Source organism: Serratia sp. TSO36 (assembly GCF_057808395.1).
Genome location: NZ_JBJZOU010000023.1, coordinates 96,043 through 108,347 on the forward strand (window position 1 = coordinate 96,043; position 12,305 = coordinate 108,347).

General features: G+C 62.3%; 10 protein-coding genes. 5 read left to right on the forward strand and 5 right to left on the reverse strand.

Annotated elements, in window-relative coordinates:
• Window positions 1–17: 17 nt before the first annotated feature.
• The 3 genes from lplT to ACK3CV_RS20255 all read right to left on the reverse strand — a co-directional run bounded on the left by lplT (window position 18) and on the right by ACK3CV_RS20255 (window position 5,962).
• A complete protein-coding gene (gene lplT, locus ACK3CV_RS20245; protein WP_164039858.1) occupies window positions 18–1,202 on the reverse strand; it encodes a lysophospholipid transporter LplT in 1,185 nt (394 codons plus the stop codon).
• Window positions 1,199–3,355 carry a bifunctional acyl-ACP--phospholipid O-acyltransferase/long-chain-fatty-acid--ACP ligase gene (gene aas / locus ACK3CV_RS20250; protein WP_489009891.1) on the reverse strand — a complete coding sequence of 719 codons (2,157 nt, stop codon included), beginning with the start codon at window positions 3,353–3,355 and terminating at the stop codon, window positions 1,199–1,201. The genes lplT and aas overlap by 4 nt, the downstream gene beginning before the upstream one ends.
• Before the next feature lie 348 nt (window positions 3,356–3,703).
• Window positions 3,704–5,962, reverse strand: coding sequence for a molybdopterin guanine dinucleotide-containing S/N-oxide reductase (locus tag ACK3CV_RS20255; protein ID WP_164141271.1), 2,259 nt, complete (start codon window positions 5,960–5,962; stop codon window positions 3,704–3,706).
• A gap of 220 nt (window positions 5,963–6,182) precedes the next feature.
• Here ACK3CV_RS20255 and galR point away from each other — a divergent pair, with 220 nt between their 5' ends.
• The 3 genes from galR to ACK3CV_RS20270 all read left to right on the forward strand — a co-directional run bounded on the left by galR (window position 6,183) and on the right by ACK3CV_RS20270 (window position 8,015).
• Window positions 6,183–7,202: an HTH-type transcriptional regulator GalR gene (gene galR / locus ACK3CV_RS20260; protein WP_049194765.1), complete on the forward strand. Its 1,020-nt coding sequence runs from the start codon at window positions 6,183–6,185 to the stop codon at window positions 7,200–7,202.
• A gap of 160 nt (window positions 7,203–7,362) precedes the next feature.
• A complete protein-coding gene (locus tag ACK3CV_RS20265) occupies window positions 7,363–7,707 on the forward strand; it encodes a type II toxin-antitoxin system RelE/ParE family toxin (protein ID WP_164039853.1) in 345 nt (114 codons plus the stop codon).
• A gap of 5 nt (window positions 7,708–7,712) precedes the next feature.
• Window positions 7,713–8,015 (forward strand): helix-turn-helix domain-containing protein, encoded by a 303-nt coding sequence (locus ACK3CV_RS20270; protein WP_004931828.1) that lies wholly within the window; start codon window positions 7,713–7,715, stop codon window positions 8,013–8,015.
• Window positions 8,016–8,042: 27 nt separating this feature from the next.
• Here ACK3CV_RS20270 and lysA read toward each other — a convergent pair whose 3' ends face one another.
• Window positions 8,043–9,305: a diaminopimelate decarboxylase gene (lysA, locus tag ACK3CV_RS20275; RefSeq protein ID WP_033649495.1), complete on the reverse strand. Its 1,263-nt coding sequence runs from the start codon at window positions 9,303–9,305 to the stop codon at window positions 8,043–8,045.
• A 133-nt stretch (window positions 9,306–9,438) separates the two neighbouring features.
• Between lysA and ACK3CV_RS20280 the strand changes: the two genes are divergently transcribed.
• The gene (locus tag ACK3CV_RS20280) at window positions 9,439–10,362 is read left to right on the forward strand and encodes a LysR family transcriptional regulator (protein ID WP_033649494.1); all 924 of its coding nucleotides are present in this window, start codon (window positions 9,439–9,441) and stop codon (window positions 10,360–10,362) included.
• 27 nt (window positions 10,363–10,389) lie between these two features.
• Here the strand turns inward: ACK3CV_RS20280 and ACK3CV_RS20285 are convergent, their stop codons facing one another.
• Window positions 10,390–11,298: a LysR family transcriptional regulator gene (locus ACK3CV_RS20285; protein ID WP_015378928.1), complete on the reverse strand. Its 909-nt coding sequence runs from the start codon at window positions 11,296–11,298 to the stop codon at window positions 10,390–10,392.
• Window positions 11,299–11,406: 108 nt separating this feature from the next.
• Between ACK3CV_RS20285 and ACK3CV_RS20290 the strand changes: the two genes are divergently transcribed.
• Window positions 11,407–12,291 carry an MBL fold metallo-hydrolase gene (locus tag ACK3CV_RS20290; RefSeq protein WP_164039851.1) on the forward strand — a complete coding sequence of 295 codons (885 nt, stop codon included), beginning with the start codon at window positions 11,407–11,409 and terminating at the stop codon, window positions 12,289–12,291.
• The last annotated feature ends 14 nt before the right edge of the window (window positions 12,292–12,305 follow it).

The following is a 12,305-nucleotide window of genomic DNA, read 5'->3' on the forward strand; positions in this document are numbered from 1 at the left end:
CCTGGCTGCGCCCCGTTTCACCGCCGTTGCGACCACCATAGCGCGCTAATCGCCAGCGCAAACACCACGCCAAACCCTACGCCGACACCCACCACCGGCACGCCCAGCTTCACCACCAGCGAATACAGCGCCAGCATCAGCAACATGGCGGCGTTTTCACCCAGGTTTTGCACCGCGATCGCATTGCCGGCACCGACTGAATGCTTGCCCCGCTCCTGCAGCAACGCATTGAGCGGCACCACGAAGAAGCCCCCCAGCATTCCGATGATCGCCAACAAGACATAGGCATTGAGCATGGTGGTTTGCAGCGCGAATACCGCGACCGCAACGCCGATCAGGATCCCGGCCGGCATGCAGCGCTTCACCGTCTTCAGCGTGACAAAGCGCGCGGCGGCGCCGGCTCCCACCACGATACCGACGGCTACCATGGCGTTCAGCAGCGTCGGCGTGGCGTTATCGGCGATGCCGAGCGCCACCGGCACCCACAGCACCAGCAGAAAACGCAGCGTCACACCGGCCCCCCAGAACAGGCTGGTGCCGATCAAGGAAAAACGCGTCTGCCCATCGCGCCATAACGTGACGCAGGCGGTAAAGAAGCTGTTCGTCATGGCCCGCGGGCGCCAGGAAGCTCCCGGGCGCGCCGCCACCAGACGCGGAATATACAGGTTGGCGACCACCGCCCCCGCGTAAACCAAGGCGCAGACCGCCAGCGCCGCCACCACATGCCAGTCCGCCAGAATGCCGCCGGCCACCGAACCGGTCAGAATGGCGGCGATGGTCGAGGCCTCCATCAGGCCGTTAGCCTTGACCAGCTTCTCGCCGCTGGTGATCTCGCCCAGAATGCCGTATTTGGCCGGCGAATACGCGGCGGCTCCCACCCCGACCAGGCTGTAGCCGAGGAACGGGTTTCCCCCAAAACAGATCACTAACGCCCCCGCCAATTTTAAGGCGTTGGCGAACATCATCACCCGCCCTTTGGCAAAGCTGTCGGCCACCTGGCCGACGAACGGCGCCAGGATGATGTAGGTGGCGACGAAGGCCATCTGCAGGATTGGCTGGCTCCAGTCCGGATACAGCTGCTGCTTGATCAACGCCAGCGTGGCGAACAGCAACGCATTATCGCCGAACGCCGAGAGGAACTGCGCGCTGATGACGGCGATCATGCCGCGTGACAGCAAAGGGGACTCGGTCGAAGGATTCATCGGGCACTCTCCGGCTGTTCGGCCATATGACGCAGGGTGACGAAATCGGGTTTGCCGCTGCCGAGCACCGGCAGCGTTTTCAACAGGCGAATATCGCGCGGCACCGCCAGCTCCGGGCTGCCCAGCTCACGCGCCACCCGCAGCAATGCTTCACGAGTGATGGCGGGATCGGTGGTGAACAGCACCAGCGCCTCGCCTTTGCTGCTGTCGCCTTTGGCCGTGGCGGCATGCATTTTTTCCGGCGACAGCCGTTGCGCCAGCAATTCGACGCTCTCCAGCGACACCATCTCGCCCGCCAGCTTGGCGAAGCGTTTCACGCGGCCGCGAATGGTGCAATAGCCCTGCTCATCCAGGCTGACGATATCGCCGGTGTCGTACCAGCCCAGCTGCAGCACGCCGTTCGCATCTTCCGCCGCCGGCGGTTCCAGCTCGCCGGGGCGCTCAACCCGCAGATAGCCTTTCATGATGTTCGGCCCCTTCAGCTGCAGGCGGCCGCCGTTATCGATGCCCGGCACCGCAATCAGGCGCGCCTCCATCTGCGGCATGATGCGGCCGACGGTGCCCACCTTGGTCGCCAACGGCACGTTAATGGACACCACCGGCGCACATTCGGTCACGCCATAGCCTTCCAGAATGCGGATGCCGTATTTGTCCTGGTAGATCTGTTTGGTGCTGTCCGCCAGTTTCTCCGCGCCGGCCACCACGTAGCGCAGGCGGGCGAAATCATACGGATGCGCGAAGCGCGCATAGTTGTTGAGGAAGGTCGCCGTGCCGAACAGCACCGTGCAGTTGCGGTCATACACCAGCTCCGGCACCACGCGATAGTGCAGCGGGCTGGGGTAGAGGAAAATGCGGCTGCCGGTGATCAGCGGCGTAAGCAGCCCCACCGTCAGGCCGAACGAGTGGAACAGCGGCAGCGACGACATGAAACGGTCGCGCGGCGTGAAGTCGGCGATGGTGCGAATTTGTTCTACGTTAGCCAGCAGGCTGGCATGCGAATGCACCACGCCCTTGGGGTGGCCTTCGGAACCGGAAGTGAACAGGATCAGCACCGCGTCCTCTGGGCGTTGCGGCAACGCCGCGCGCTGCGGCTGCAGCAAGTGCCGCAAAATCCACAGCTTGTCCGCCAGCGTAACGGTGTCTTTCAGATCTTCCAGATACACCCAGTTGGCCTGCGTCACCTGCTCCGGCAGGTGGGTCAGCTTGCCCTTCTCCAGAAACTGGCGCGAGGTGACGATGGTCTTGATGCCGGCGGCGAGCATCGCGCTGTTCAGGCCGTTGGCGCCGGCGGTGTAGTTGAGCATCGCCGGAATGCGGTTACGCAGCGAAGCGCCGAAGATCGCCGCCGCGGTGATGGTGGCGTTCGGCAACAGCAGCCCGACGTGTTCCCCTTCGGCGGTAAAGCGCTGCAGAATGCGGCTGACGCCCAGCGATTTCTTGATCAGCGTCTGGTAACTGTCTTCTTTGAAAGCGATGTCTTCGATACAGGGCTTGCGGCGCCCGTAGCGGTGCTGCGCCGCCAGCAAGGCATGGAACAGCGTCTGCGGTTCGCGCGTATCCATTCGCGCCCGCATCATGATCTGCATCAGCCGATCGCCCGCCAGCGCCCGGCGTTCACGCGCGCGCGGCGCTTCCGGCATCGGCAGCGTGGTCGGTGGCAAGATGCGGATGCTGATTTGCGGGAACCAGCGGATCTTGAACACCCCGGCCATGCGGCCGAACGGGCTGAACTCGGGGCCGTCGATCCGCACCGGCACCACGGTGGCGCCCGATTTGGCAGCGATAAACGCCGCGCCGTCGTAGATTTTCATCAGCGCGCCGGTCACGGTGATGCGCCCTTCAGGGAACACCACGATCGGCCGCCCCTGCTCGACCATGCGCACCAGTTGCTTGATGGCCATCGGCTTGGTGGGATCGAGCGAGACGAAATCAATGTAGGGCCGCAGCCAGCGCATAAACCAGCTCTCGCCGATGCTGGCGTAAACCGCAAACACCGGTTTAATCGGCAGGAACAGCGCCAGCAGCACGCCGTCGAGGAAAGAGACGTGGTTCGGCGTAATCAGCAGTTTTTGCCGCTCGAAGTGCTGAACGTCCCCTTCGACCCGTACCCGAAACAGCAGGCGAAACAGCGCGCGCAGCAGTGAAAAGATCATGCCCTTCTCCCTTGGCCATGGAGGCGTAAATCGTTGTAGGGAAAAGAATACTATATGGCAGGCAAAAAAAAACCTACGCATCCGCGTAGGTTGGTGCAATTGAAAATGGCTTCAACATACAGAGTATGCTGATTTCTCACCAATCAATACCTCTGGGATCACCTACTCTAGAGAGATGGCGTGCAGGAAACTACCGGCGAATCGCAAGAGTTCTGCTCCAAATGCAACCAGCTGTAAATTTCCCGCGATCTGCTGTAATAACTCAATGAAACTTAAACCTTCCCGCAGCGGCGAAAAAATAAATACAGCCGCGACGGCGAGCCGGTGATCCCGACGTGAAACCTTCGCTCATCGCGCGCTGACTTCCACCAGGCAACTCATGGCGTTCGGCCCCTGCGTCAGCGGCGAGGTGCCGATATCCAGCGTCAGCACGTTCGGGTTGCCCGCCTGCTCGACCGGCCGGCGCTGCGCGTCGTAACCCGGCTCGAACCAGGCGCCGGTCGCCATCAGCACCACGCCGCGCGTCACGCCGTCGGTGAGGGAGGCCCCCGCCAGACAGCCGCCGCGCGCATTGCTGACCAGCACTTCGGCGCCGTCCGCCACGCCGCGCTGCGCCGCGTCCTCCGGATGCATATACAGGGTTTCGCGCCCGGCGGTCTTATTGCCCTGCGCCAGCGGCGCCGGATCCATCTGGCTGTGCAGACGATCGCTCGGTTGAATGGAGATCAGATGCAGCGGCCAGGTTTTGGCCTGCGGCGCCCCCAGCCACTCGACCGGCGGCCGCCACTGCGGATGCGGAGCGAAATCCTCGTAGCGATAACCGGCGATCCGCTCGCTGAACAGTTCGATCTTGCCGCTGGGCGTCTGAAGCGGGTTAGCCTGCGGATCGGCGCGAAACGCGTCAAAAAATACGAACTCCTTGGCCGGCGCGGGCAGTTCGACATAGCCTCGGCGCCAAAAATCCTCAAACTCGGGCCAGGCGACGCCGGCGCGCCGCTGCGCCGCGCCGCATTGCCGATAGATATCTTCGATCCAGGCCCGCTCGCCGCGGTTTTCGGTAAAGCGCTCGCGATAGCCCAGGCGCTCCGCCAGATCGGCGAAGATATCGAAATCGTTGCGCGCCTGATGCTGCGGCACAATCGCCTGATGCATCGCCAGCACGTAGCGATCGCGCGAGGAGCCGCCGATGTCGTTGCGCTCCAGCGAACTGGTGACCGGCAACACGATATCCGCCATTTTGGCCGCCGCCGTCCACCAGATATCTTGTACGATCACCGTATCCGGCTTCTGCCAGCCCTCCACCAGCCGATTCAACTGCTGATGGTGATGGAACGGGTTGCCGCCGGCCCAGTGCACCAGGTGAATATCCGGGTACTGCCGCGTCTCGCCGCAAAATTGATAGGTTTCGCCGGGGTGCAGCAGCATGTCGCAGATGCGCGCCACCGGGATCGCCAGCCCGGCCGGGTTTTCCCCTACCGGCATGGTCGGCGCGGGGGTGTCCACGCGCGGGTTGCCGACGCCGTTCATCGAGCCGTGGCCGAACGAGAAGCCGCCGCCCGGCAGGCCCACCTGGCCCAACATCGACGACAGCGCGATCATCATCCAATAGGGTTGCTCGCCGCGGTGCGCGCGCTGTACGGAGTAGGAACAGGTGATAAAACTGCGCACGCCGATCAGCTGCCGCGCCAGCAGGGCGATGCGCGCCGCCGGAATGCCGGTAATGGCGCTGGCCCAGGCCGGCGTTTTCGCCACGCCGTCGCTCACGCCGTTCAGGTAATCCGCCAACTGTTGATAGCCCACGCAGTGGCTGTGCAGGAAGGCTTCGTCCTGCGCGCCCAGCCGTTGAATTTCGTAAGCCAGCGCCAGCATCAGCGCCACGTCGGTATTCGGCCGGATCGGGATCCACTCCGCGTTGACGAACCCGGAGCAGTCGTCGCGCATCGGGCTGATGTTGACAACCGGCGTGCCCTTGTGCGCCAGCTTTTGCAGCCAGGGCTTGAGCGCATGCTCCGCCGCGCCGCCGGAAGAGACCTGGGCATTTTTCAGCGCCAGCCCGCCAAACGCCACAAACAGCTCGCAATGCTCCACCACGCTTGGCCAACTGGTGACGCGCCCGGTCAACGGCGAGAAAGTGCCGATCACATACGGCAGGAAAAACTGCGCCGCGCCCCAGCTGTAGTTGCCCTGCTGATCGACCCCGCCGCCGCCGCTGAAATAGAACCGTCGCACCAGCGAGCGCGCATGATGCAAGCGCCCGGCCGACGACCAGCCATAAGAGCCGGTAAACAGCCCGGAGGCGCCGTAGCGATCGCGCACCCGGCGATTCTCCTGCGCCACCAAATCGAGCGCCAGTTCCCAGTCCACTTCGACGAAATCTTCCCTGCCGCGCAGCGTACGGTCGCTGCCCTCGCGCTTTTGCAGCCACGAGCGGCGCACCGCCGGCTTGCGGATACGTTTGTCGGAGTAAACCATCGGTACGATGGAATCGAGCAACGGCGAAGGGTCGGGATCGTCGGCGAAGGGTTCACAGCGGATAAGCCGGCCGTCTTCAACCACGGCGGTATAGGCGCCCCAATGGGCGAGCTGCGGATAGCGTTTAATGGACATGGCGTTCTCGGCGCAAATCGGAATGCACAGACGTTACCTCAGCCCGTCGCCAGTGCCAACGTACAAATTGCGCTATCGTTCGGCGGCCGACGGTTATGCGCGCAGCCGCGAAAAGATTCTGCAACGGCCGCCACAAGTTGCGCACAACACCGCTTGCAGCCCCGGTTTTTTTCCGCAAAACTGGGGGATGTAAGCGATTACCCAGGATGTGTTGACTGATATGGCTACGATAAAGGATGTTGCCAGGCTGGCGGGTGTTTCCGTGGCCACGGTATCCCGCGTGATAAACAATTCCCCCAAGGCCAGCGAAGGGTCGCGCACCGCGGTGCTGGCCGCCATGGAACAGCTGCAGTATCACCCCAATGCCAACGCACGGGCGCTGGCGCAGCAGTCCACCGAAACGCTGGGCCTGATCGTCTCCGACGTTTCCGATCCCTTCTTCGGCGCGATGGTCAAAGCGGTCGAGCAGGTGGCCTACGCCACCCACAATTTTCTGCTGATTGGCAACGGTTACCACGACGCCGAAAAAGAGCGTCAGGCGATTGAACAGCTGGTGCGACATCGCTGCGAGGCGCTGGTGGTGCACGCCAAAAGTCTGAGCGATCGGGAACTTGGCGGCTGGATGCAGCAGATCCCGGGCATGGTGCTGATCAACCGCACGCTGCCGGGTTTTGAAACGCGCTGCGTGGCGCTCGACGATCGCTACGGCGCCTGGCTGGCGACCCGTCATCTGATCCAGCAAGGGCATCAGCGCATCGCCATCATCTGCTCCACCCACCAGATTTCCGACGCCACCGATCGCCTGCAAGGCTATCTCGACGCTCTGCAGGAGCACGGCATTGCGGTGGATGAAAAGCTGATCGCCTACGGCGAACCGGACGAGATCGGCGGCGAACAGGCGATGACCGAATTGCTCGGCCGCGGCCGCTCTTTCTCCGCCGTTACCTGCTACAACGATCCGATGGCCGCCGGCGCGCTTTCGGTGCTGAGCGACAACAGCGTCGACGTACCGGGGCAAATGTCGCTGATCGGTTTCGACGACGTACTGATTTCGCGCTACCTGCGGCCGCGCCTGACCACCGTTCGCTACCCGATCGTGGCGATGGCGACCCAGGCGGCGGAACTGGCCCTGGCCTTGGCCAATCGTCAACCGCTGCCGGAAATCACCAACATGTTCAGCCCGACGCTGGTGCGCCGCCACTCGGTCGCCACCCTCAACAACGCGCACGAACAGCCGTAATTCGCGCCGCCGCATGGGTGGAGCCATCACCCGTGCGTTCATATTGCGCAGCCCGCCGCATTTCCCGCTTTTGGATTTTTTCCGCTCCCAGCGTTCGTGCATATTGTTGGCACAATAACCTTTACACTATATAGCATAAACGCTATATTCGGAGCGCGTCATGTGGCAAGTGGTGACCGTCGAACGGTTCGACGACTGGTTTTTAGCGCTGAACAACGCCCAGCAAACAAGCATCCTGGCGGCGATCTTCAAATTGCAGACGTTCGGCCCGCAGTTGACGCGGCCGCATGCCGATACGCTGTATTTTTCCGACGCGGTCCGGCAGTTGAAGGAGCTGCGCGTTCAACACCGCGGGCGCCCTTTCAGGGTGTTTTTCGCCTTTGACCCACAGCGGCAAGCGGTATTGCTGTGCGGTGGCGATAAAACCGGCGACCAACGCTTTTACCAGCGCATGTTGCCCATCGCCGCCATGGAGTTTTCACATTATCTGGCAACCCGGAGGTAGTGCAGATGGCCAAACCTTTATCCCAACTGATCGATAAACTCGATCCCGCCGTCGTTGCCGCCGCCAGGCAAAAAGCGGATCAGGAAATTTTCGAGCTGCGGCTGGCGATGCTGAGGGAAGAGCTGGCGGTCTCTCAGGTTGAATTGGCGAAGCGGCTCGGCATCAGCCAACCCTCCGTCGCCAATTTGGAAAAGCGCGGCAGCGAAATAAAGCTGTCGTCGCTCAAACGCTATATCGAGGCCATGGGCGGCACGCTGTCGCTGGATGTGCAATTGCCCAATGGCCAACACCGCCGCATGACGCTGTGAAGCGAGCGCAAGGCGCCCGCCCGCTTATCAGATAAGCTCCAGCGCGATCAGCTCTTCGATGGTCTGGCGGCGGCGGATCAGCCGCGGCTCGCCGTTTTCGAACAGCACTTCGGGCAACAGCGGGCGGCTGTTGTAGTTGGAGGACATCGATGCGCCGTAGGCGCCGGTGTCGTGGAACACCAGATAATCGCCGATCTGCACCGGCGGCAGTTCGCGGGTTTCCACGCCGCCGCCCGCCTGCTGGGTGAACACGTCGCCGGATTCGCACAGCGGCCCGGCAATTACCGTCTCGCGCAGCGCTTGCCGCGAGGTGTCGCGCCCATCGGCCGGCAACAGCGAAATATGGTGATAGCTGCCGTACATTGCCGGGCGCATCAGATCGTTAAAACCGGCGTCCACCAGCACGAAGTGGCGGCTGCCCATGTCTTTTACCGCCCGCACCTCGGCCACCAAGACGCCCGCTTCCGCCATCAGGAAACGCCCAGGTTCGATCTCCAGCTGCACCGGATGCCCCAGATGCGCGGCGATGCGTTCACGCGCCCGGTTCCACAACCCGAAATAGTGTTCGGTATCGATCGCCTCTTCGCCGTACTGGTACGGGATAGACAGGCCACCTCCGGCGGAAATGGCGCTGATATCATGACCGAGATCGATCACCTGCTGCACCATCGCATCGCAGACGCGCTCCAGATGCTGGTAATCGACGCCGGAACCGATGTGCATGTGCACGCCGACCAGCTTCAGGCCGTAGCGGCGAATTTTCTCCACCGCCTGCGGCAGGTCGGCATACCAGATACCGTGCTTGCTGTTCTCGCCGCCGGTGTTGGTTTTCTGGCTGTGGCCGTGGCCAAAACCCGGGTTAATGCGCAGCCACACCGGGTGCCCTGCGGAAACCTGGCCGAGCTGATCCAGCATGTCGATGGAACCGGCGTTGACCGGGATCTTCAATTCGCTGACGCGCGCCAGCGTGGCATGATCCAACACGTCCGCGGTAAACACGATTTCGCTCGGTTCGCCGCCCGGCTGAAAACCGGCCTGCAGCGCCCGCTCGATCTCGCCCAGCGACACCGAATCCACCTTCACGCCCTGCTCGCGCATCAAGCGCAAAATATGAATGTTCGAACAGGCCTTCTGTGCGAAACGGATAGTGTCGAAGTGGCGCAGCTGAGCAATGCGCTGGCTGATGATGTCCGCATCATAGGCCCAAACCGGGCAGCCGAAACGCTGCGGCAAGGCCAACAGGTTAGCGGCGTTCAACGCAGTGGAGGTGTCGTGCAACGGGCGTGGCATGGCGATATTCCCAATTCGAAAATGACGGCAGATAACGCCATAGTGCCGCACGCTGAATCGGGTGGAAAATATCTATTTAGCCGTAGTCTATTCATTTATGATATGGGTTTCCCCTTAATCGAGCGGCCTCGCCATGCACAGCATCTCTTTGCGGCAGATCGAAATCTTTCGGGCGGTGATGACCACCGGCAACCTGACCGAGGCGGCGGCCCTGCTGCAGACCTCGCAACCGACCGTCAGCCGTGAGCTGGCGCGTTTTGAAAAGCTGATTCGGCTGCAGCTGTTCGATCGGGTGCGCGGGCGCTTGTCCCCTACCGTGCAGGGATTGCGGCTGTTCGAAGAGGTGCAGCGCTCCTATTACGGCCTCGATCGCATCGTCAACGCCGCCGCCGGCATCCGCCAGTTTCAGCAGGCGCAGCTGTCGATCGTGTGCCTGCCGGTATTTTCCCAATCGCTGCTGCCGGCGGTGTGCCGGCCCTTTATCGAACGTTACCCGGAAGTCAGCTTTAGCGTTATCCCGCAAGAGTCGCCGCTGCTAGAAGAGTGGTTGTCGGCCCAGCGCCACGATCTCGGGCTGACGGAAACCACCCTGACGCCGGCGGGCACCGAGCGAGTGACGCTGATGACGTTGAACGAAGTGTGCGTGCTGCCGACGGGCCACCCGCTGCTGCTGAAAGATCGGCTGACGCCGCAGGACTTCGCCGGGCAGAACTTTATCAGCCTGTCGAGCACCGACAGCTATCGCCACCTGCTGGATGCTTTGTTCGGCGAACAGGGCGTCGAGCGCCGCATGGTGATGGAAACGCACAGCGCGGCATCGGTATGCGCCATGGTGAGGGCCGGCGTGGGGGTGTCGATCGTCAACCCGCTGACGGCGCTCGACTATGCCGGCAACGGCGTGCACGTGCGGCCGTTCAGCATCGACGTGCCGTTCACCGTCAGCCTTATTCGGCCGCTACACCGCCCCTCGTCGGCGCTGGTGACGGCCTTTATCGACCACCTTCATCAGCAGGCCGCCACCTTTGTCGCCCGGCTGGCCGCCGCCGTCAGGCGCTGAAAGCGGCGTGGGAATATTGCCGAAGCATCAGCGCAGCGTCGCCTGCCACTGCGGATCGGTGGCGAACCACTCCACCAGAAAGTCCAGCATGGTGCGCAAGGTGGCGGGCATCTGGCGGCGTGAGGTATAGATGCCGTAGATGCCCATCGACTGCGGCCGGTAATCCGGCAACAGTTCGACCAGTTCGCCGCTGGCCAGCAGCGGCGCCGCCGAATAATAGGGCTGCATGGAAATGCCTGCCCCCTGCACCGTGCCGGCCATCAGCACCACCGACTCGTTGGCGCTCAGGTTGCCGCTGACCGCTACCGCCGATTTCACGCCCTGAGCATCGAAGTGCCACAGGCTTTTGCCGAAATAGGAGTAGGTCAGGCAGTTGTGCAACGCCAGATCCTGCGGTTGACGCGGGGTGCCGTGCGCCGCCAGATATGCCGGCGCGGCGCACACCACCGATGCGCAGGTGGACAGCGGGCGGGCGATCAGGTTGGGATCCAGCTCGTTGGTGATGCGCAGCGCCAGATCGATGCGCTCTTCCACCAGGTTCACCGCCCGGTTGTTCATCTGCAGATCGACCGCCACCTGCGGGTGACGCTTCAGATACTGAGCGACGGCCCCCACCAGCGCCGTTTGCCCGAGCGACTGCGAACAGGTGATGCGCAGCAAGCCGCGCAGCTCGTCGCTCTGCCCTTCCTCCACCAGGTCGATCTCCCCCGCCAGCGCCAGCATTTGCCGGCAGCGCTCCAGAGTACGCTCACCGGCGTCGGTCAGACTAAGCTTACGGGTAGTGCGGTGCAGTAAACGCGCCCCGGCCCATTGCTCCATCTGCGCCAGGTAGCGCGTCACCATCGCGCGCGACATCTCCAGCGTTTCCGCAGCGGCGATCATGCTGCCGCGATCGACGATGGTGACAAAAACCTCTGCGGCGGTAATGCGATCCATGATTAGTCCGATTTATGCAACGAATAATTGCTTATTATCCGGTTTTTCTATCGCTTTATGCAACCTAACATCATTACAACATTAACCGATACCTAAGGACCTCTGCCCATGTTTAAGAAATCACTGTTAACTCTGGCCTTCACCGGCGTCGCCACCCTCAGCACCTACGCCACCGCGGCCGATACCCTGACCATGGAAGTGTATAACCCGGGCGAGAAAAGCGTGTTCCCGGTGTCTTCCGAAATCATCAGCGGCAAACACGAAGTGGCGCTGATCGACGCTCAGTTCCAGCGTAACGACGCCGAAGCGCTGGTTAAAAAGATCAAGGCGACCGGCAAGAAACTGACCACCGTTTATATCAGCCACTCAGACCCGGATTTCTATTTCGGTCTGGACGTGATTAAAGCGGCCTTCCCGGAGGCGAAAATCATCGCTTCGCCAGGCACTATCAAGGACATCAACGCTACCAAAGACGGTAAAGTCGCCTATTGGGGCCCGATCCTGAAAGACAACGCGCCGAAAACCGTGATCGTGCCGCAGCCGCTGCAGGGCGACAGCTTCACCATCGACGGCCAGAAAGTGGAAGTGAAAGGCCTGAACGGCCCGACCCCCGATCGCACCTTCGTGTGGATCCCGGCGCTGAAAGCGGTAGTAGGCGGTGTCGCGGTCGCCGGTGACAATATCCACCCGTGGATCGCCGACAACCAGAGCGTGGAATCGCGCCAGCACTGGCAGCAGACGCTGAAAAACATCGAAGCGCTGAAGCCGCAGGTCGTCGTGCCGGGCCACTTCCTGCCGGGCGCAGCGCAAACGCTGGCATCGGTGCACTTTACCCAGAAATACCTGACCACGCTGGAAGCCGAGCTGCCGAAGGCCAAGGATTCCGCCGCGCTGATTGAAGCGATGAAAAAGCACTACCCGACGCTGAAAGACGAGTCGAGCCTGGAACTGAGCGCGAAAGTGCTGAAAGCCGAGATGAAGTGGCCGCAATAAGCGCCCGTGCGTGA